This is a genomic window from Kitasatospora sp. NPDC086791 (genome assembly GCF_040685975.1).
In the GTDB taxonomy this organism is placed as follows: domain Bacteria; phylum Actinomycetota; class Actinomycetes; order Streptomycetales; family Streptomycetaceae; genus Kitasatospora.
Genome location: NZ_JBFBOC010000001.1, coordinates 515,097 through 535,063 on the forward strand (window position 1 = coordinate 515,097; position 19,967 = coordinate 535,063).

20 protein-coding genes are annotated in these 19,967 nt (G+C 74.6%); 11 read left to right on the plus strand and 9 right to left on the minus strand.

Features of this window, described 5'->3' with window-relative positions; genetic code table 11:
- Window positions 1–62: 62 nt before the first annotated feature.
- Together AB0Q99_RS01995 and AB0Q99_RS02000 are read left to right on the plus strand one after the other, a co-directional pair.
- The gene (locus AB0Q99_RS01995; protein ID WP_363567468.1) at window positions 63–1,685 is read left to right on the plus strand and encodes a CehA/McbA family metallohydrolase; all 1,623 of its coding nucleotides are present in this window, start codon (window positions 63–65) and stop codon (window positions 1,683–1,685) included.
- Between the two features lie 306 nt (window positions 1,686–1,991).
- Window positions 1,992–2,486 (plus strand): hypothetical protein, encoded by a 495-nt coding sequence (locus tag AB0Q99_RS02000; protein ID WP_363567470.1) that lies wholly within the window; start codon window positions 1,992–1,994, stop codon window positions 2,484–2,486.
- A gap of 60 nt (window positions 2,487–2,546) precedes the next feature.
- Here AB0Q99_RS02000 and AB0Q99_RS02005 read toward each other — a convergent pair whose 3' ends face one another.
- On the minus strand, window positions 2,547–3,005 hold the full coding sequence (locus tag AB0Q99_RS02005; protein WP_363568191.1) for a DinB family protein: 459 nt from the start codon (window positions 3,003–3,005) through the stop codon (window positions 2,547–2,549).
- Between the two features lie 206 nt (window positions 3,006–3,211).
- Between AB0Q99_RS02005 and AB0Q99_RS02010 the strand changes: the two genes are divergently transcribed.
- Window positions 3,212–4,087: a methyltransferase domain-containing protein gene (locus AB0Q99_RS02010; RefSeq protein WP_363567472.1), complete on the plus strand. Its 876-nt coding sequence runs from the start codon at window positions 3,212–3,214 to the stop codon at window positions 4,085–4,087.
- Between the two features lie 110 nt (window positions 4,088–4,197).
- Here the strand turns inward: AB0Q99_RS02010 and AB0Q99_RS02015 are convergent, their stop codons facing one another.
- Window positions 4,198–5,463 (minus strand): alpha/beta hydrolase, encoded by a 1,266-nt coding sequence (locus tag AB0Q99_RS02015; RefSeq protein WP_363567474.1) that lies wholly within the window; start codon window positions 5,461–5,463, stop codon window positions 4,198–4,200.
- Between the two features lie 155 nt (window positions 5,464–5,618).
- On the opposite strand from AB0Q99_RS02015, the gene AB0Q99_RS02020 reads away from it, so the two are divergent.
- A complete protein-coding gene (locus tag AB0Q99_RS02020; protein WP_363567476.1) occupies window positions 5,619–6,077 on the plus strand; it encodes a MarR family transcriptional regulator in 459 nt (152 codons plus the stop codon).
- Window positions 6,078–6,145: 68 nt separating this feature from the next.
- On the opposite strand, the gene AB0Q99_RS02025 is transcribed toward AB0Q99_RS02020, so the two are convergent.
- Window positions 6,146–7,483: an MFS transporter gene (locus tag AB0Q99_RS02025; RefSeq protein WP_363567478.1), complete on the minus strand. Its 1,338-nt coding sequence runs from the start codon at window positions 7,481–7,483 to the stop codon at window positions 6,146–6,148.
- A gap of 216 nt (window positions 7,484–7,699) precedes the next feature.
- On the opposite strand from AB0Q99_RS02025, the gene AB0Q99_RS02030 reads away from it, so the two are divergent.
- From AB0Q99_RS02030 to AB0Q99_RS02040, 3 genes are all read left to right on the plus strand, one after another.
- A complete protein-coding gene (locus AB0Q99_RS02030) occupies window positions 7,700–9,097 on the plus strand; it encodes a condensation domain-containing protein (RefSeq protein WP_363567480.1) in 1,398 nt (465 codons plus the stop codon).
- Window positions 9,098–9,131: 34 nt separating this feature from the next.
- On the plus strand, window positions 9,132–10,238 hold the full coding sequence (locus tag AB0Q99_RS02035; RefSeq protein ID WP_363567482.1) for an alkene reductase: 1,107 nt from the start codon (window positions 9,132–9,134) through the stop codon (window positions 10,236–10,238).
- An 81-nt stretch (window positions 10,239–10,319) separates the two neighbouring features.
- Entirely contained in the window at window positions 10,320–11,288 is a 969-nt protein-coding gene (locus tag AB0Q99_RS02040) for an NAD-dependent epimerase/dehydratase family protein (protein WP_363567483.1), read from the plus strand.
- Window positions 11,289–11,589: 301 nt separating this feature from the next.
- Here AB0Q99_RS02040 and AB0Q99_RS02045 read toward each other — a convergent pair whose 3' ends face one another.
- From AB0Q99_RS02045 to AB0Q99_RS02065, 5 genes are all read right to left on the minus strand, one after another.
- Window positions 11,590–13,113 (minus strand): M1 family metallopeptidase, encoded by a 1,524-nt coding sequence (locus AB0Q99_RS02045; RefSeq protein ID WP_363567485.1) that lies wholly within the window; start codon window positions 13,111–13,113, stop codon window positions 11,590–11,592.
- Window positions 13,114–13,326: 213 nt separating this feature from the next.
- The gene (locus AB0Q99_RS02050) at window positions 13,327–14,199 is read right to left on the minus strand and encodes a sulfurtransferase (protein WP_363567487.1); all 873 of its coding nucleotides are present in this window, start codon (window positions 14,197–14,199) and stop codon (window positions 13,327–13,329) included.
- Window positions 14,200–14,359: 160 nt separating this feature from the next.
- On the minus strand, window positions 14,360–14,821 hold the full coding sequence (locus tag AB0Q99_RS02055) for a hypothetical protein (RefSeq protein ID WP_363567489.1): 462 nt from the start codon (window positions 14,819–14,821) through the stop codon (window positions 14,360–14,362).
- 187 nt (window positions 14,822–15,008) lie between these two features.
- Window positions 15,009–15,335, minus strand: coding sequence for a hypothetical protein (locus AB0Q99_RS02060; protein ID WP_363567490.1), 327 nt, complete (start codon window positions 15,333–15,335; stop codon window positions 15,009–15,011).
- Between the two features lie 154 nt (window positions 15,336–15,489).
- Window positions 15,490–16,107 carry a polysaccharide deacetylase family protein gene (locus tag AB0Q99_RS02065; RefSeq protein WP_363567492.1) on the minus strand — a complete coding sequence of 206 codons (618 nt, stop codon included), beginning with the start codon at window positions 16,105–16,107 and terminating at the stop codon, window positions 15,490–15,492.
- Between AB0Q99_RS02065 and AB0Q99_RS02070 the strand changes: the two genes are divergently transcribed.
- Complete coding sequence (locus tag AB0Q99_RS02070) at window positions 16,091–16,402, plus strand: hypothetical protein (protein ID WP_363567494.1); 312 nt, start codon at window positions 16,091–16,093, stop codon at window positions 16,400–16,402. The two genes, AB0Q99_RS02065 and AB0Q99_RS02070, sit on opposite strands and share 17 nt — an antisense overlap.
- Before the next feature lie 267 nt (window positions 16,403–16,669).
- The gene (locus AB0Q99_RS02075) at window positions 16,670–17,527 is read left to right on the plus strand and encodes an SAM-dependent methyltransferase (RefSeq protein ID WP_363567496.1); all 858 of its coding nucleotides are present in this window, start codon (window positions 16,670–16,672) and stop codon (window positions 17,525–17,527) included.
- 115 nt (window positions 17,528–17,642) lie between these two features.
- Here the strand turns inward: AB0Q99_RS02075 and AB0Q99_RS02080 are convergent, their stop codons facing one another.
- Window positions 17,643–18,512 (minus strand): DNA-formamidopyrimidine glycosylase family protein, encoded by an 870-nt coding sequence (locus AB0Q99_RS02080; RefSeq protein ID WP_363567498.1) that lies wholly within the window; start codon window positions 18,510–18,512, stop codon window positions 17,643–17,645.
- Window positions 18,513–18,645: 133 nt separating this feature from the next.
- On the opposite strand from AB0Q99_RS02080, the gene AB0Q99_RS02085 reads away from it, so the two are divergent.
- Together AB0Q99_RS02085 and AB0Q99_RS02090 are read left to right on the plus strand one after the other, a co-directional pair.
- Window positions 18,646–19,107 carry an SRPBCC family protein gene (locus tag AB0Q99_RS02085; RefSeq protein WP_363567500.1) on the plus strand — a complete coding sequence of 154 codons (462 nt, stop codon included), beginning with the start codon at window positions 18,646–18,648 and terminating at the stop codon, window positions 19,105–19,107.
- A gap of 98 nt (window positions 19,108–19,205) precedes the next feature.
- Window positions 19,206–19,865 (plus strand): hypothetical protein, encoded by a 660-nt coding sequence (locus AB0Q99_RS02090; RefSeq protein ID WP_363567502.1) that lies wholly within the window; start codon window positions 19,206–19,208, stop codon window positions 19,863–19,865.
- Window positions 19,866–19,967 lie beyond the last annotated feature (102 nt).

The window sequence follows — 19,967 nt, forward strand, 5'->3', positions numbered from 1 at the left end:
CCGGGGTAGGCACGCGAGCGACCCGACCGCCCCGATCCGCCCGCCCCGATCCGGAGGCCCCGATGCCGACCGAACCCAGCGCGCCCCAGCCCGGCCACCCGGCCGAACCCGGTACACCCCGCCCCGCCCGCCGCGACCTGCTCCGCACCGGCCTGGCCACCGGCGCCGCCCTCGGCCTCGCCGCCACCACCGGCGAAGCCGCCGCGGCCCCCGACCCGGCCCCAACCCCCGCCGCCACCACCCCGATCCCCGACCGCACCCTCACCCTCACCGGCCACCTCCCCACCGGCGCCCCCGACTTCGTCCACCTCCCGGTCGAAGTCCCCCAGGGCGTCCGGGAGATAGCCGTCTCCTACGCCTACGACAAGCCCCCGGTCCCGGCCGGCACCCCCGGCAACTCCTGCGACATCGGCATCTTCGACGAGCGCGGCACCGACCTCGGCGGCCCCGGCTTCCGCGGCTGGTCCGGCAGCTTCCGCACCGAGTTCAGCCTCTCCCGCTCCGCCGCCACCCCCGGCTACCTCCCCGGCCCGGTCAACCCCGGCACCTGGCACGTCGTCCTGGGCCCGTACCAGGTCGCCCCGCAGGGCCTGGACTACCGCGTCCAGGTCACGTTCCGGTTCGGCCCGCCCGGGCCGCAGTTCACCCCGCACTACCCGGCGGAGCGGGCCCGCGGCCGCGGCCGGGCCTGGTACCGGGGCGACTGCCACCTGCACACCGTGCACTCCGACGGACGGCGCCTCCCCGAGGAGGTCGCGGCCGGGGCCCGCGCGGCCGGCCTGGACTTCATCGTCTCCACCGACCACAACACCAGCTCCTCGCACGCCGTCTGGGGCCCGCTGGCCGGCCCGGACCTACTGATCGTCCCCGGCGAGGAGATCACCACCCGCAACGGCCACTGGCTCGCCCTCGGCCTGGAGGGCGGCCAGTTCGTCGACTGGCGCTACCGCTCGCGCGACGAGGAGTTCCCGCGCTTCGTCCGCCAGGTCCACCGCTCCGGCGGCCTGGTGGTGCCCGCCCACCCGTACTGCCCGTACGTCGCCTGCCAGTGGAAGTTCGGCTACGAGCAGGCCGACGCCGTCGAGGTCTGGAACGGCCCCTGGACGTACGACGACGAGTCCGCGGTGGACACCTGGGACGGCCGGCTCGCCGTCGCCCTGCGCGAGGGCCGCTCCTGGCTGCCCGCCCTGGGGAACAGCGACGCGCACAGCGAGCCGCAGGTGATCGGCTCCCCGCACACCGTGGTGCTGGCCGAGGACCTCACCCGGGACGCGGTCCTGGACGGGCTGCGCGACGGGCGCAGCTGGCTCGCCGAATCCAGGGCCGTCCAGCTGGAGTTCACCGTCACCGGACACGGTCGCCGGGCGGGCATCGGCGAGGAGCTGACCGTCCCGGCCGACGCTCCGCTGGACGTCGAGCTCACCGTCTCCGGGGTGCCCGGCGGGACGGTCCGGCTGATCACCGACGAGGGGCAGATGCACCAGGAGTCGCTGCCCGCCGGCGGCTCGGGCACCGTGGTGTGGCGCACGACGGCCTCGCTCGCCGCGTACGTCCGGGCCGAGGTGCGCCACCCGAAGCCGGACGGCACGCCGGGCAAGGGCAACGCGATGGGCCCGGACCTGCCCTGGGGCCCGATGGCCGCGCTGACCAACCCGATCGTCCTGCGCACCGAGGACCGCGCCTAGCCCGACCCCGGCCCCGGACCGGCCCCGGACCGGCCCCGAGCCGACCCTCGACCGGTCCCGGGGCCGGCCACCCGCCGGTCACCGGAACCTCACCGGGTGTCCACCGACCGGCCCCGGCGACCGGCCCGCGGACCGGGTGGGGGACGACTCGGGGCACCCGTGTGGACTAGGTTGATCCCCGAAACGCATCAGTCGTAGGGACGAGGCGATCGGTTGTCCGGTATCCGGGCCGACCAGCCCCTTCGCACTCCGACCGCCTCGCCCCGGCTACCCGACCGTCCCCGGCCCGCGAAGGGATCCGCAGCTGTGAACCGTACGACCGTAGGTGGGCCGGAGCTCGGGGGCGGCCGGGGCGCCGGGGGCGTCCTCGTCCTTGTCGACCCGTCCGGGGCCGGGAACAGCCCGGTCGCGGAGCTGCTCGCCCAGGAGCTGCACCCCAGCGTCCACCTGCGGACGGACGACTTCCTGCGGGTCATCCGCAGCGGCCGGCTCCAGCCCCACCTGCCGGAGGCCGGCCGGCAGAACGCCACCGCCCTGGCCGCCGCCGCGCAGGCCGCCTTCGCGTACGCCACCCGGGGCTACCAGGTCGTCGTGGAGAGCCCGGCCGTCCCGGCCGCGCTGGACACCTTCCGCCGCGAGAGCCGCACCACCGGCGCCGCCCTGCACTACGTCGTCCTCCAGGCCGGCCCGGCCCCGGACGGCGCCCCGCACACCCTCGACACCAGCGGCCTCACCCACGAGACCACCGCCAAGTCCGTCCTCGTCGCCCTCACCCGCCGCACCCACCTCCTCGGCTGGTAGCCCCGCGGTCGCCCGGTTCCGCCCGCTTCCGCCCCGGACGCCCGGGAGCGCCCCGGCCCGCTACGCCCCCACCACCCCGTCGATCGCCTCCCGCAGGAAGTCGGCGTGCCCGTTGTGCCGGGCGTACTCGTGGATCAGGTGCAGCATCACCAGCCGCAGGGACACCTCGGCGCCCCACCGGGCCTGGTAGCCGGTGACGTCGAGGCTCTCGGCCGCGCGCTCGATCCGGCGGGAGTGCTCGACCTCGGCCTGCCAGGCGGCGAAGGCCTCCGCACTGGTGGCGCCGGTCGCGTCGTACGCGGCCTGGTAGTCGCCGTCCGCGGACCAGACCAGCGGGAGGTCCTCGCCGTTGATCACCCGGCGGAACCAGGTGCGCTCCACCTCCGCCAGGTGCCGGACCAGCCCGAGCAGGCTGAGCGTGGACGGCGGGCCGGCCCGCCGCCGCAGCTGCTCGTCGTCCAGGCCCTCGCACTTCAGGGCGAGCGTCGCCCGGTGGAAGTCCAGGAAGCCGCGCAGCATCTCGCGCTCGCCGCCGGTCAGCGGCGGTACGGGGCGTTCGTCGGGGACGTTCACGGTGTCGTTCTCCTCGAAGGTTCGTCAGGATCCCTTCGCCGTCTCGGGAACCCTCGCGGACTGTAGCGAACCGTCCGCCCCTCCCGGCGGGAATTTTCCCCGCCCCACGAACACACCGGCCCATCACGTACCGTGTTCGGACCGCCACCGGTTTGGGTACGTACCTCGGCGCGCCCGACGGCCGGGCGCCCACCGAGCAGGAGACCCAGCGGCCCATGGACCACAACCGCATCCCCCCGACCGTGCGCCGGACTTACGGCGCCGGCGACCTGTCGAAAGCAGCCGGCTTCGCCGGAGGTTTCATCAACTTCGGCGACTGGCACGGCATCGACCTCACCGCCCCGACCCCCGAGGACCGCGTACACAGCCAGGAGCAGCTCTACCGGCGGGTGTTGCGGGCCTTCCCCGAACCGCGCGAGCGGCTCCGGCTGGCCGAGGTCGGCAGCGGCCGCGGTCTCGGCGCCGCCCTCGCGCTGCGCGAGTTCCGCTTCGCCGCCGTCACCGGGGTCGACATCCACCCCGACCAGGTCGAACGGGCCCGCGCCGTCAACGCCAAGGCCCTGGCCACCTACCCCGACCGCCTCGCCTACACCATCGGCACCGCCGACCGGCTGCCCTTCGCCGACGCCTCCCTGGACGGCCTCTACTCCGTCGAAGCCGCCCAGCACTTCCGCGAACTCACCGGCTTCGCGCGCGAATCCGCCCGCGTGCTGCGCCCCGGCGGGCACCTCGCCGTCACCACCTTCTTCACCGCCGCGGGCCCCGAGGCCGCCGAACGCCTGAAGATCCTGCTCGCCGGCTTCGCCGACGGCCTCGACGTCCCCCACCCGCTCGGCGCCTTCACCGACGACCTCACCGCGGCCGGCTTCGCCGAGGTCACCACCGAGTCCATCGGCGCCGACGTCTGGCCCGGCCTCGACCGCTACCTCGTGGACACCGTCCCGGCCGGCCACTGGACCCGCAACTTCCTCCCGGCCTGGCGCGACGGCCTGCTCGACTACCACGTCGTCACCGCTGTCCGGGCCTGAGCCACCGGACCCGAGCCACCGGACCTGAAACCGCCCGACCTGAAACCGCCGGGCACGCGCGCACGAGCACGGGCACGGGCGCGCGTGCCCGGGCGGCGGGCCCGCGCCCCTCAGCCCCGGGCCCGCTCCCGGACCTCCCCCAGCCGGGTCGGGGCCGCGCCGAGCCACCAGGTCGGGTCGGCGCTGCCGTCGGTGGTGCGGCCGTCGCGGTGGACGTAGTGGCGCACGTCGCGGCCCGGCTCGGCGAACTCACCGTTCAGGGCCCGCTCCAGCCACTCCGCGCCGAACCGGAAGGCCTCGGCCGCCACGCCGCCGAGCGGGTGGAACTCGTCCTCGTAGACCCGCAGTTCCTTCGGCGCCCGGATCCGCTCGTAGCTCTCCAGCGCCTGGCCGAGGTCGGTCAGCTCGTCGAACTCGCCGATGCCGTACAGCACCGGGCAGGCGATGTCGGCCACCAGGTCGCCGAGCGGCATCCGGTCGGCGAGGTCGCGGTCGAAGGCCGCCTCGTCGGAGTACCCGGCCATGTACATGTAGTTGTTCTTGAAGGTCGGCTGGGCGCGCTCGAAGATGGTCGCGAAGTCGCCGGTGACGGCCTCGAACGCGGCCAGCGCGGCCAGGCGCCCGTCGGTGGCGGCCGCGCGGGAGCCCCAGTAGCCGCTCATCGAGATGCCGAACATGCCGATCCGGTCCGCGTCGACCTCCGGCAGCCCGGCCAGGTGGTCGAGGTAACGGCCGATCGCCCGCTCGTAGTTGGACAGGTCGACGGTGAGCCCGGCGGCGCGGCTCTCGCCCTGGCCCGGCCCCTCGACGGACAGCGCGACCATCCCGCGGGAGGTGTAGTAGCGCTCGGCCGCCCAGATGTAGTCCTCCTTGATCATGTCCATCCCGGGGCCGAGGATGACGGCCGGCGCGTTCTCGACCCGACCGGCCGGCAGGTGCAGCAGGGCGTGGATCGTCGAGCCCTCGAAGTCCAGCTCCACCCGCCGCACCCGGCCGTCGCGCAGCGCGCCGAGGCGGGCCACGCAGTGGTTCGCGCGCTCGCGCATGGCCGCCTTGCGCGGGTCGGCCGCGTCGAAGATCGAGTACTGGGCGCGCCCCCACATCACCGCGGCCCGCAGGTAGAGGTCGGCGGCGGTCTGCGCGAACCCGCCGCGCTCGTGGTGCGCGGCGCGCTGCTCGGCCTGGCCGGCCACCGTCGCCCAGGCCTTGGGCAGCATCGCGCCGCTGCGGACCAGCGCGAAGACCTTCGCGAAGTCGGTGTGGTCGTGGCCGAGCTGCTCCATGGTCCCGACGGCCTCGGGGTGCAGCGCATCGAAGCCGCCCTGCGCGAGGGCGATGTCCAGGGCCCAGCTCTGGCCGGTCGAACGGACGGTCATGACGGTCTCCTCGGGGGGGTCGGTGCCGTTTGGTAAGTACTTAATGAATAAGTACTTAGTCATTAAGTACTGAGACTAGGCTGCTGTCAACCCACCCGCCCCGACCCACCGGCCGGGCGCCCCACCAGCCCCCGACCCACCGAGGAGGACCGGCCATGGCCGAACAGCCGCCCACCCCCGAGCGCGCGCAGGCGCTGGACCAGCTGGCCCGCGCCGCCTACCGCCTGAGCGCCGCCGACGCCCGCCTGCGCGGCCGGGCCACCCGCACCCCCGGGGCGCTCTCCCTCACCCACGCCCGCGCCCTGCGCACCCTGGCCGACCAGGGGCCGCTGACCATCAGCGGGCTCGCCGCGGGCACCGAGACCACCGGGGCCGCCACCACCCAGCTGGTGAACGGCCTGGTCGCGGCCGGGTACGTCACCCGCACCCGGCCGCCCGAGGACAAGCGCTCCGTCGTGGTCGCGCTCACCGACGCCGGGCGCGAGCGGCACCGGCAGCGCCAGGAGGCCCTGGCCGAGGCCCTGCACGTTGACCTGGCCGACTACGACGCCGACGCCCTCGACCGCGCCGCCGAGGTCCTGCACCGGCTGTCCGCGGTCTACGACCGGCTCTGATCCGCGACGGCGCCCGCCGGCGGCCGGCGCCCGCACACCGGCAGGAACCCCGACAGCCGCCGACCGTCTCAGCCGACCCCCACACCCGCCCGCTTCCCCGGCTCGGCCTCACCAGCCCCGGCAACCCCACCGGCACGGGCAGCCCCGGCAGCCGCCGGCGCGACCGGAGCCCCGGGCCCGGCCAGGGCCGCCAGCCGGCGCAGGCTGGCCCGGCGCTGCAGCGCGCCGAGCCCGACGGTCGCCGCGCCGAGGCCCAGCCAGCCCACCGGGCCGGCCGCCATCACCACCCCGGTCAGCAGCAGCGGCCCCACCGACTTCTGCACCGACTGGGACATCCCGGCCACCCCCAGGTACGACGCCCGGGCCCCCGGCGGCGCCAGGACGACCGCCAGCTCCCAGGAGCTCACCGACCGCATCAGCTCCGCCAGGGTGACCAGCATCGCCGCGGCCAGCAGCGCGATCGAGGCCGTCCACGGCCCGCCGCCGGTGGCGAGCACGATCAGCAGGCAACTGCCGAACAGCGCCGCCCCGTACCAGCCCACGGCCGCCGCCGCTCCGCGCGGCCCCTCCGCCAGCGCCGAGACCCGCAGCTGCAGCAGCACCACGAGCACGGTGTTGAGCACCAGGAAGACCGGGACGACGGCGTGCGGCGCGCCGGTGTGGTGGACCAGCCAGAGCGGCAGGCCGACGTTGAGGATCGAGTCGTCCAGGTTCATCGGCATGTCCAGCAGGACGAACAGCAGGTAACCGCGGTCCCGCCAGGGGCTCGGCGCGGCGGACGCGCCGCCGGCCGGCTCCTCCCCCGCGGCCGCCGCGACCAGGCTCCGGCCGGCCGGCTCCCGGGTGCGCCAGACCAGGACGGCGGCCAGCACGAAGGAGAGCCCGTTGGCCAGGATCAGCGCGCGGTAGGCGGCCGTGGTGCCGACCGCGAGGCCGATCGCCGAGACGCCCGCGCCGAGCGCGTACCCGGCGTTGGCCACGCTGCGAAACAGCGCCTGGTAGGTGGCGCGCCGCTCGCCCGCGACCCGGGTGGCGAACAGCATCTCCAGGGTCTTGGCGGCCCGCTCGGCCACGCAGGTCAGGGCGACCGCGGCGAGCAGCGCGGCGAAGTCGTGGACCACCAGCAGCAGGCCCATCGTCCCCAGCCGCAGCAGGTGGCACCCGATCAGCAGCCACCGCACCGGCACCCGCTCGGCCGCCCGCCCGGCCAGCGGCGAGCCGGCGATCCCCGCCACCGCGCCCACCCCCAGCAGCAGGCCGAGCTGCCGGGCGTCCATCCCGCACACGTAGGTGAAGTACAGCACCGAGGCCGCCGCCCACACCCCGGTCCCGGTGCGGTCGACGCCCTGGGCCAGCAGCATGATCCGCGCGTCCCGCCCGCCCGGCGGCTTCCGCAGCTGCGCCATCAGTCCGTTCCCCTGCATCACAGGCCCCCGTTGCACGATCGCCATCAATCTCGACATCAAGATACTTCATATCAAGACACCTTCGGAACCCCCGCTCCCGCCCCCGGCCGGGGCCTCGACGGACGGCGGGCGGTGCGCCACACTCTCCCCAGCAGCACCCGCGCTCCCAACGCACCGGCACGACGTCCTGACCACCGCACAACGGAGAGACTCACGGTGAGCACTCGTCAACTGCTGGAGATCGCCCTCTCGTCCGGCCGGGCCGGGTCCGGCCCGGCCACCTGGGGCCAACTGGCCATCTGGGACGCCGTCCGCCGGCTGGCCCCGGCCGACGCGCCGCGCTACAACATCACCACCGCCACTCCGGTGGACCCGGGGCTGCCGCTGCCCGTCGTCCTCGGCGCGCTGGAGCAACTGCTGCGCCTGCACGACTCGTTGCACACCCGACTGCTCCCCGGCGAGGACGGCGGGCTGCGCCAGGTCGTCGACCCGGACGGCACGCTGGCGGTCGAGGCACGCTCCGCCGCCGAGGGCGACGACCCGGCCGAGCTCGGCGCCCGGCTGCACGAGGAGCTGGCGACCCGCCCCTTCGACACCGCCGAGCAGTGGCCGATCCGGATCGGCGTGGTGACGGTGGACGGGCTGGTCCGGTACATCAGCCTGGTGCTCTCCCACACGGCGGTCGACGGCGCCGGAATGAACCGGCTGGTCGCGGACCTGACCGCGCTCAGCCTCGGCCGCTCCGCCGACGAGTTGGCCGAGCTCCGCGAGCCCGCCCGACAGCCGCTGGAGGAAGCCGAGTTCCAGACCTCGGAGCGGGGCGTCCGACGGGACACCGGCGCCCGCAAGCAGGTCGTGCGCAAGCTGCGGCTGGGGCCGCCCCGGCTCTTCCCACCGGCCGCCGAAGGCCCGGCCGACGGCCCCGCGCTGTTCCCGAACGCGGTCCTCCGCTCCCCCGCCCTGCCCCGGGCAGTCGAGCGGGTGGCCGCCGCCCACCGGGTGAGCACCTCCTCCGTCCTGCTCGCCGCCGCCGCCGCGATGACCGCCGAACTGGCCGGGACGACCGAGGCGGTGCTCAACGTCGTGGTCAACAACCGCTTCCTACCCGAACTGGCCGACGCGGTGAGCGTGATCGCCGGCGACGGCCTGTTCCACCTCCCGGACGCCACCGCCGAGTTCGGCGAGGTGGTGCGCCGCACCCACGCCGCCGCGATCGGCACCTACCGGCACGCCTACTACGACAAGCTCGCGCTGGCCGCCGAGATCGAGCGGCTCACCGCCGAGGGCACCGAACTCGCCGACCGCTCCTGCGTCTTCAACGACACCCGCGAGCTGGTCCCCGCCACCGCCGACCCCGGCGACGACCGGACCACCCTCAGCTGGCCGGTGGAGTTCGAGCCGCGCCCGGGCCTGACCTACGCACTGGACGCGCTGCAGTCCCCCGAGGCGCTGAGCCTCGCCATGACGGCGGACCCCTCGGTGCTCCCGCGCCCCGCGATGGAGCGCTTCCTGTACGGCATGGAGGAGTTGATCCTCACCGAGGCACGCGCGACGGCGGCGGCGGGCGCAACGGTGACGGCGAGCGCCGCACCGGCCGCGACCACCGAGGCTTGAACCTGACACCGGTGTCAACTTCTACCGTACCGGCATGACCACCACCACGGAATCCCTGCTCAGCCCGTACCGCCTCGGTTCGCTCGACCTCCCCAACCGCGTCGTGATGGCCCCGATGACGCGCTACCGGGCCGCCGAGGACGGTACGCCGCTGCCCGTCGTCGCCGAGTACTACGCCCAGCGCGCGAGCGCCGGACTGATCGTCACCGAGGGCATCTGGCCCAGCAGCCGCGGCCAGTCCGGCTGGTGGCTGCCCGGCCTGGAGACGCCCGCGCACGTGGCCGGCTGGCGCGCGGTCACCGCGGCCGTGCACGCCGCCGGCGGCCGGATCGTCGCCCAGCTGATGCACGGCGGCCGCCAGGGCCACCCGCTCAACCGGCTGCTCGGCGACCTGCCGGCCGGCCCCTCCGCCGTCCCCGCGCCCGGCCCGGTGCACGTCAGGGACGGCGGCAAGGCCGAGGCCGTCACCCCGCGCGCGATGACCCGCGAGGAGATCCGCCAGGCGGTCGCCGACCACGTCCACGCCGCCCGCAACGCGCTCGCCGCCGGCTTCGACGCCGTCGAGCTGCACGGCGCCAACTCCTACCTGATCCACCAGTTCCTGGCCGACAACACCAACCTGCGCACCGACGAGTACGGCCCCCGCACCCTCGCCGACCGCCTGCGCTTCCCGATCGAGCTGGTCACCGCCGTCGCCGGGGCGATCGGCCCCGACCGCCTCGGCCTGCGGCTGTCCCCCGGCAACCCGCAGTTCGGCATGCACGAGGCCGACCCGGCGCCGGTCTACCGGGCCCTGCTCGCCGAACTCGACGGCCTCGGCCTGGCCTACCTCCACCTGACCGACAACGCCGACTACCCGGCCCTGGCCGACCTGCGCCCCCGCTGGTCCGGCCCCCTGATCGGCAACGTCGGCGAGAACCGCGCCGCCACCGACCGCGAGCGCGGCGAGGCGGTGCTGGCCGACGGACTGGCCGACCTGGTCTCCTACGGCCGCGCCTTCATCGCCAACCCCGACCTGCCGGAACGGTTCGCCGCCCACGCCCCGCTCGCCACCTTCGACCCGACCCACCTCTACGGCCGGACCGCGACCGGCCTCACCGACTACCCGAGGCTCGCCGACCGCTCCCGGCCCACCGGCTGACCGGCTGACCGGCTGACCGGCTGACCGGCACCACCCCGCCGCCCACGCGAAGCGGCCGGCCCCGGGCCCTACCCTGGGCCCATGCGGATCCTCGTCCTCGGCGGTACCTCCTTCGTCGGCCGCGCGATCGTCGACGACGCCCTGCGCGGCGGCGCCGAGGTCACCCTGTTCAACCGCGGCCGGACCAACCCCGGTCTCTTCCCCGACGCCACCCGCCTGGTCGGCGACCGCGACACCGGCGACCTCACCGCCTTGCGCGAGGGCCGCTGGGACGCCGTGGTGGACGTCAGCGGCTACCGCCCGCTCCAGGTCGACCAGGCCGTGGCCGTCCTCGGCGACCGGGTCGGCCGCTACCTCTTCGTCTCCAGCCACGCGGTGTACCGGCGGGACGGCCTCGCCCCCGGCTCGGACGAGTCCGCCCCGCGCCGCGCCCCGCTGCGCGACGCCGAGCACCTCACCGAGGAGACCTACGGCCGGCTCAAGGTCGCCTGCGAGGACCGCGTCAGCGCCCGCTACGGCTCCCGGGCGACCCTCGTGCGGCCCGGAAAGGTCGCCGGGCCGCACGACGAGCACCGCGGGCTCACCTACTGGGCGCGCCGGGCGGCCCGCGGCGGGCGGATCGCCCTGCCCGGCCGCCCGGAGCAGCCGGTCCAGCTGGTCGACGTGCGCGACCTCGCCCGGCTGGTGCTCCGGCTGCTCCAGGACGACCGGCCGGGCGCCTTCCACGCCGTCGGCCCGGCCGAACCGATCACCCTGGGCGGGCTGATCGCCACCTGCGCCGAGGTCGCGGGCACCCGGGCGGAGGTCGTCCCGGTGCCGCCGGAGACCGCCCCGAAGTCGTTCTTCCCGCTGGTCCGGGCCGAGCCGCTCTGGCCCGGCCAGCAGCGTGACCCCGCCCGGGCCCGCGCCGCCGGGCTGCCCGCGACCCCGCTCGCCGCCACCGTCGCCGCCGTGCTCGCCTGGGACCGCGAGCGCGGCGAACCCCCGCTCGACCACGGCTTCACCCCCGAACAGGAGGCCCGGGCCCTCGCCGCGGCGGACACCCGCTGACCTCACCCGCCGTGGACTGCCGCCCGGCGCACCCGTGTCCTGACCAGTTGTCAGTGCCACCCGCTACGGTCGGACCCGAACGATCGCAGCACCACCAGGGGGCACCATGACGGCACCGGCACCGCACCGGGCACCACCCCGCTCACCACCGCCGACCTCGCGCAGGGCCGGCGCGGCGGCCCCGAAGCGACGTGGCCCGGCCGCCCGCTCCGTCGAGCGGCCGGCCGGGCCACGCCCGTCACCTCACGTCACGTCACCTCACGTCACGTCACGTCACGTCACGTCGGTCCGTGCCCCGGTGTCAGTGTCCGGCTTCGTGCAGGGAGTTGGTCTCCTGGATCTTCTTCCAGGACTTCGGTTCCACCGGCGGCTGCGCGTCGCCCCGGTCCGCGCCCGGCGCCGGCGCGACCGCCGCGACCCCCGGCGCCACCGGCCCGGTGACCGGCTTCGCGGCGGTGAACAGCCAGGTCTGGAAGAGGTCGCCGAGCTTCTTGCCGGAGACCTTCTCCGCGTACGCCTGGAACTCCGGGATGGTGGCGTTGCCGTAACGGCGCTCGGTGGGCCAGCCCTTGAGGATCCGGAAGAACGTCTCGTCCCCGACGGCGTTGCGCAGCGCCTGGATGGCCACCGCGCCCCGGTCGTACACGGCGGTGGCGAACTGGTTGTCGGGGCCCGGGTCGCCCGGCTTGACGGTCCAGAACGCGTCGTCGGCGGGGTGCGAGGCGTAGACGTAGTCCGCCAGTTCCTGCGCGGTGCCCTCGTTCTCGTGCTCGGACCAGAGGAACTGCGCGTACCGGGCGAAGCCCTCGTTCAGCCAGATGTCGCTCCAGCGCGAGAGCGAGACGCTGTCGCCGTACCACTGGTGGGCCAGTTCGTGGACGACCACCGAGGTGTTGGCGCCGCGCGCGAACTGCCGGGGGCTGTAGAAGACCCGGGTCTGGGCCTCCAGCGCGAAGCCGGTCGGGACGTTGGGGACGTAGCCGCCGACGGAACTGAACGGGTAGGCGCCGAAGTAGCCGCTCAGCCAGTCGACCAGCTCACCGGTGCGCTCCACGCTCGCCCTGGCCGCGTCCGCGTTGTCGCCGAGGTCCTTGCTGTAGGCGTTGTAGACCGGCAGCCCGCTCGGCGTGGTGTCCGCCGTGACGTCGAACTTGCCGACCGCGAGCGTGGCCAGGTACGTCGCCTGGGGCTTGTTCTCGCGCCAGCTGTAGCGGGTCCACCCGGCCTGGGAGGAAGTGCCGGTCAGAACGCCGTTGCTGATCACCTGGTTGCCGTCCGGCACCAGCACCGAGACGTCGAAGGTGGCCTTGTCGCTCGGGTGGTCGTTGCTCGGGAACCACCACCACGCCGACTCGGGCTCGCCGGCCGCCACCGCGCCGTCCGGCGTGCGCAGCCAGGCGGTGAAGCCGTACCGCTTCACGGCGGACGGCACGCCCTTGTAGCGGACCACCACGGTGGCCTGGCTGCCCTTGGCGAGCGGCCGGGCGGGGGTGATCTCCAGCTCCTGCTCGCCGCTGGTGGCGAAGGTCGCGGGCCGCCCGTTGACCCGGACCTCCGAGACGTTCAGCGCGAAGTCGAGGTTGAACCGGGAGAGGTCCTGGGTGGCGGTGGCCAGGATGGTGGTGGTGCCTTCGAGTTCGTCGGTGGCGGGCTGGTACTTCAGCCGGATGTCGTAGTGCGAGACGCGGTATCCGCCGTTGCCGTAGGTCGGGTAGTAGGCGTCGCCCGCCCCGGCCGCGCCGGGTTGGAAGTCGGATGCCGAGGCGGGGACGGCCAGGAACAGGCTCAGGGCGCTGGCAGCAGAGACGATCAGCCTCTTGCGCACGTGGTCCTCCAGGGATCACCGGAACGATGGGTCGGATCGATCCTTGTCCCGGTGGTCCCCGCTCCACTCCCCAATTGTGAGATGTTCATGAAAAGAAACGCGCCGAAATGACCCCGTCGCAGCAATCCCGCCACGCCGCCACGACGCCCCACCCCGCACGCGGGCCCCGTCCCTCAGGTCAGCCCCACCCGCCACCCCGCCCCCGTCCGACGCTCAGGCCCCGAGCGTCACCGGCGCCCGCACCAGCGAGCCGTACTCCGTCCACGAGCCGTCGTAGTTCTTCACGTGCGGGTACCCGAGCAACTCGGTGAGCGCGAACCAGGTGTGCGCCGACCGCTCGCCGATCCGGCAGTACGCGATCACCTCGCGCTCCGCCTCCACGCCCTTGCCCCCGTACAGCGCCCGCAGCTCCTCCGCCGACCGGAACGAGCCGTCGTCGTTGGCCGCCTGCGACCAGGGGATGTTGACCGCGCCCGGGATGTGCCCGGGCACCTGTGCCTGCTCCTGCGGCAGGTGCGGCGGCGCGATCAGCTCGCCACGGAACTCGGCCGGCGAGCGGACGTCCACCAGCACCGCGTCCGCCCCGGGCTTGGCGAACACCTCGGCCTTGGTCAGCACCTCGTCCCGCAACGCCCGCAGCTCCGGCCGCTCGGGCCCGGTCAGCCGGTAGCCGCTGTGCTGGTAGTCCATCACCTCGGAGGTGAGTTCGCGGCCCTCCAGCTCCCACTTCTTGCGCCCGCCGTCCAGCAACCGCACCGGCCCGAAGCCGCGCAGCCGCAGCAGCCAGTAGGCGTACGCGGCGAACCAGTTGTTGTTGCCGCCGTACAGCACCACGGTGATGTCGTCCTCGACCCCGGCCGCCCGGAGCAGGTGCTGGACGCCGTCGCGGTCGACGTAGTCGCGGCCGACCCGGCTGTGCAGGTCGGTGGTCCAGTTCCAGCCGACCGCGCCGGGGAGGTGGTCCCGGTCGTACGCGGTGGTGTCCTCGTCCACCTCGACGACCCGGATCGTCCCGTCGTCCAGGTGGTGGGCCAGCCACTCGGTGTCGACCAGCGCCTCGGGGTGTGCGTAGCCGTTGCCGGTCATCCCGGGCCCTCCTTCACTCCGCCAGGGCTGTACGGACCGGCCCCCGGGCGCGCACGCGCCGGCGCGCCGCGAACGGGCCGACCCCTTCGAACGTACGTCCCCCGGCGCGCCCGGGCCACCCCGGACCGCTCCCGGCCGCGCCAGGCTGCCGGCTCACCGGTCAGGCCGCCGCCCCGGCCGGTCGCGCCACGAGTAGAGGTTCGGGATGTCCCCCTCGGCGAGCATCCGCCGCGCGGTCCGCTCGCCCCAGACCGTCCCGAGTCCTTCGCCGCCCTCGCCGAGCGGAACGTCTTGCAGTAGCAGGTCGAGAAGGTGTAGAGCGCGGGCGCCAGCGGGTGTTCGACGTTCTCCTCCAGCTTGCCGCTGGCGGCGATGTCGCCATTCGGAAGACCCCGTCGGGCCGCGGCGCGCCCGCGATGGCGGCCAGCGTCCGGGGCGGCCCGGCCGGGTCGTGGATCACGTCGAAGGTGGTGACCAGGTCGTACGGCCCGGTCAGCCCGGCGGCGTCCGCGATCCGCCCGCTGGTCGAGGGGTCGAGCCCGGCCATCAGGTCGAAGAGCCCGGTCTGGTGGCCGAGGCTGGTCATGAACCCCAGGCAGGCGTCGTTGAGCACCTGCACCATCCGCCCGGCGAAGGTTCCGCTTCGCCGCGTCCGGTCCCCTACGGTCGTGACGTCCTCCTGCGCGGCCGGGGCGGCACCCCCTCACCAGTCACGCTGCGCCGGTCGCCCGGACGGCCCCACCGGAGTGCGGCGGGGCCGTCCGAGGCCCACCGGCCGCCGGACCGCCCCGCCCGCACCGACGGTCCGTTCAGGAGAAGATGACGGAGCGCAGCTTCAGGCGGCCGCCGAGCCGCTTGCCGGGGTTCATCACGTAGTAGACGTCCCCGTCGCAGTTGAAGTCGAGGAAGACCGTGGCCGTGGAGGTGGTGAAGTTCTCCGGCGCGAAGGCCGGGTCCTGCTCGGTGGCGCCGAACAGGTTGATGCACGTGCCGCTCTGCGGGTCGGCGAGCCCGGCCGGGACGCCGGGGCCGACCTTGTAGAGGAAGTCGCCGGTGGCAGCGCCGGCGGAGGTGGGAACGGCGATGACGAGGGCGGCGGCGCTGACGGCGGCGAGAACGGCATTGCGGAGACGCATGGATGAGGGCCTTTCAGGCGGTACACATCGGTACCTGGTGAATTGGTGCGAGATCACCCTAGAGGCCCAAAATCCGCAGAAACGGTTCTCCCAATCCACCCTTTCGAGTGGTTTAAGCGGTAAAGCCGCCACCAAAGCCCCTGCGGGCCTGCAGTCAGTTCGGCGGAGCCGTGAAGAAGTACCCCGAGTCGACCAGCACCGGCAGGTACGCCTTCAGCGCCGCCACCGTCTGCGAGCGGTCCCCGCCGCCGTCGTGGTTGAGCACGATCGAGCCGGGGCGGACGTCCTTGAGGATGGTGTCGATGATCGCCGAGGTGCCCGGGCGGGCCCAGTCCCTCGGGTCCACCGACCAGCCCATGTTCCGCATCCCCAGGTCGGCGGCCACCCTGAGCGACACCGGGGACCAGTCCCCGCCCGGCGCGCGGAACCAGGTGGGCTGCCGGCCGGTGATCTTGTACAGCAGGTCGGAGGTGCGCTGCAGCTCGTCCCGCACCTTGGTGTCGGACAGGTGCCGCAGATCCGGGTGGGTCCAGGTGTGGTTGGCGATGTGGTGGCCGTGGTCCGCGATCTCCCGCACCAGCGCGGGGTGCTCGACCGCGCTCTCGCCGATCAGGAAGAACGTCGCCCGGATCCCGTACTGCTGGAGCAGTGCCAGCACCGTCGGCGTGTACCGGGGGTCCGGCCCGTCGTCGATGGTGAGCGCCACCACCCGCCGCGCCGCGTCCAGCTCGTACACCGGCTTGCTCTCCGAGTCGGTGAGCACCTTGCGCACGGGCATCGTGCCCGGCGCGGCGGAAGCGGAAGCCGAGGCCGCCGACGGCGCCGGCGAGGGCACCCCCGAAGCGGCGGCCGACCCGGAAGCGGCCGCCGAGGACGTGGCCGGCACGGCGCCCGGTGCGCCCTCCGGCCCGGCCGGTGCCACCGGGAGGGCGCTTTCGGCGATCCCCGCCTCGGCGCCGTTCCCGGCACCGCCCTCGCCGCCGCTCCAGGGGCTCCGGCAACCGGCGGCCGCCCCCAGCAGGGACATCCCGGCCGCGGCCAGCAGCAATCTTCGCGAAGTAATCTGATGATCTGACAGCATGCTGAATGCTTCCCCCGGCCGACACCGCCGTTCCCCGGAGGCACCTCCTACGGCCCTGATCACCACTCAGACGGCCCAAGAGCGGGCGCGGCCACCGCGGAACACTCCCGGAAGCAGGCCCGCACACGGCGGTGCGCACACCCCGCATCCCGGGTTCGTCGGCCGCTCTTCCCCGACCGGCCGCCCGGCCTCCCATCCGGACCGCTACGCTGTGCCTCCCCAGTATGATGATCTGCCATCAGAGGACGTGGCCATGACGACAAGTCAGGACTTCCCCCAGCAGGGCCCGCAGGACGACCCCGCCGAGCTGAGCCAGTGGGAACGTTTCGGCGTCGACACCACCACTCCGCACTCCGCACGGGTGTACGACTACTGGCTGGGCGGCAAGACCAACTTCCCGCCGGACCGCGCCATGGGACAGGCCATCGAGCAGGCCGTGCCGAGCGTCAAGGAGATGGCCAAGGCCAACCGCGCCTTCCAGGGCCGGGCCGTCCGCTACCTGGCCCAGGAGCACGGCATCCGCCAGTTCCTCGACCTCGGCACCGGCATCCCCACCTCGCCCAACACCCACGAGATCGCCGAGGCGGTCAGCCCCGGCACCCGGGTGGTCTACGTGGACAACGACCCGATCGTGCTCGCCCACGCCCGCGCGCTGATGGTCTCCAGCCCGGCCAGCCGCACCACCTACATCCACGCCGACCTGCGCAAGCCCGAGGAGCTGTTCGCCGACCCGGCGCTCACCTCCACCCTCGACCTGACCCAGCCGGTCGGCCTGCTGCTGATCGCCGTGCTGATGCTGATCGCCGACGAGGACGACCCGTGGGGCCGGGTCGCCGCGCTGCGCGACGCCCTGCCCGCCGGCAGCTGCATCGCCCTCACCACCCCCACCCAGGACTTCGACCCGGAGGCCGTCGCCAAGGTCGCCGAGTCCGCCCGGGCCGGCGGGATGACCCTGGTGCCGCGCTCCTACGACGACGTGGTCCGCTTCTTCGACGGCTGGGAGCTGATCGAGCCCGGGGTCGCCCCGGTCCTGGCCTGGCACCCGGACGGCGAGCCCCCGGCCGACCCGAAGGCCGCGTACTACTGGGGCGGCGTCGCCGTCAAGCGCTGAGCCGTCAAGCGCCGAGCCGCCGCCGGGCGGGACGGTCGCGCACCGTCCCGCCCGGCCCGCGCGCCCCGCACCGAGCCCGCGCGCCCCGCACCGACAGGCCTCGCGCCCCCGGGCCTCACTTCAGCAGCCGCGACATCCGCCGGTCCGCCAGCGGCTTGCCCCCGGTCTGGCAGGTCGGGCAGTACTGCAGCGAGGAGTCCGCGAAGGACACCTCCCGCACGGTGTCCCCGCACACCGGACAGGGCAGGCCGGTCCGGCCGTGCACCCGCAGCCCGAGCTTCTTCTCGGCCTTCAGCTGCCCCGCCGCCAGCCCGTGCGACCGCTCCACCGCCTCGCGCAGCGTCCCGCCGAGCGCCGCGTACAGCCGCGCCGTCTCCTCCCCGGTCAGGCCGGCGGCCGGTTTGTACGGCGACATCCGGGCCGCGTGCAGCACCTCGTCCGAGTAGGCGTTGCCCACGCCCGCCAGCACGCTCTGGTCCCGCAGCACGCCCTTGATCCGGCGCCGGTCGTCCCGCAGCAGCGCGGCGAAGGCCTCCAGGGTGAAGTCCGGGTCCAGCGGGTCCGGGCCGAGCCCGGCCACGCCCGGCACCTCGGCCGGGTCGTGCACCACGTAGACCGCGAGCCCCTTCTTCGTCCCGGCCTCGGTGAGGTCGAAGCCGTCCCCGGCCTCACCCGCCAGGCGCAGCCGCAGTGCCAGCGGGTTCTTCGGGCCGGGCCGGGGCGGCTCGGCGGGCAGGCTGTCCTTCCAGCGCAGCCAGCCCGCCCGGGCCAGGTGCACCACCAGGTGCAGCCCGTCGGCCTCGATGTCCAGGAACTTGCCGCGCCGGCCCACCGCGCCGACCGTCCGCCCCTCCAGTGCCGTCACCGGCGGGTCGTACGTCTTCAGCGCGCTGATCGCCACCGGCTGCACCCGGGCGATCACCCGCCCGGTCAGCCGCTCGGACAGGAAGGCGCTCAACGCCTCGACCTCGGGCAGTTCCGGCATGCGCCCAGTCTCCCCCGGCGCGCCGCCCGACGCGCGCCCTGCCCGGTGCCACCGCCACCGCTCCCGGCCGCCGCCCCTTTGCCCACCCCCACCCCGGGGCGCAGGCTGGAACGGAGGGAGGTGCCCCGCGACCATGAGCACCCTTGAGGAACAGATCGACATCGCCGTCCCGGTCCTCGCCGCCTGGGACCAGTTGCACCGGGTGCACGAGTACCCGCAGTTCGTCGACGGCGTCCGCAGCGCCCATCCGCACGGGCGCAACCTCGCGCACCTCGGGGTGGCGGTCGGCGGCGCCGAGCACGCGGTCGACACCGAGATCACCGACCGCGGCCGGGGCCGGGTGATGGCCTGGCGGACGCTGGACCCCCTCCGGCTCAGCGGCGCGTTCGCCCTGCTGCCGCTCGACTCCCGGCACACCCGGGTGCAGATCCGGGTGGAGTACGACCCGGAGGACGTGCACCGGACGTTCGGCGGGCCGCGCGGCTTCGCCCAGGCCGGGGCGATCGAGCGGACGGTCCGCGCGGACCTGCGGCACTTCCGGGAGCTGGTCGAAGCGCGGGTGAGCGCCGCCGACGACCGGCCGCAGGAGCCGTAAGAAGCGCATAAGCCCAGCTCAGCGCGGGTGGTGAGGCTCTTCACAGGATCCCGCCGGCCCGCCCGTTCCGCCGTCGACCTGTGGCAGACTCGGATGCCATGGACATCGGCCCGGTCACCAGGACGCTCCGCGCGGCGGTCTTCGCCGCGCTGGTCGTGCTGCTCGCCGGGCTCGGCCAGGTGCTGGTCACCGGTCGCGCGCTGCCGGTCGGCCCGATGGTCCTGGCCTCGGTCGCCGTCTTCGCGGTGGCCTTCGCCCTGGCCGGCCGCGAGCGCGGCTACCCGGCGATCGCCGCGGTGTTCCTGCCGCTGGAGCTGGGCGTCAGCGCACTGTTCGACCTCGCCCAGACCGCCTGTCCCTCCCTGCCGCCCGGCGCCGGGCACGGCCTGCAGCCGCTGCTGTGCGGCGGCGGTTCGCTGGGCGGTCTGCTGCTCGGCCACGGCGTCTCCGAGCGGACCGGCGTGCTGCTGCTCGTCCTGCTGCACACGGTGATCGCGCTGGCCGGCGCGTACTGGCTGCGCCGCGCGGACGCCGCGCTGGCGGGCCTCGCCCGGAGCGCCCGGATGCTGGGCGAGTTCCTGCACCGGCACCTCCCGGCCGCTGACCGACTGCTGCGGCTGCTCGTCGCGCCCGTGCCGGGCCGTCCGGTGGCGCGGGTGCCGTTCCCCCCGGCCAGCCGCGCGCTGGTCCCGGCCGAGGACGTCGTCGTCCGGCCGGTCGTCCGGCGCGGTCCGCCGGTGTTCGCCCCGGCCGCCTGAGCCCCTTCGCCCGGCCCGAGCGCATCCGCTCGGCCACGGGCCCGTGCGCCCCTCCCGAGCTCCTCCGCTCGGCCGGGGCCCGCCCGCTCACCCGGCCGTCTC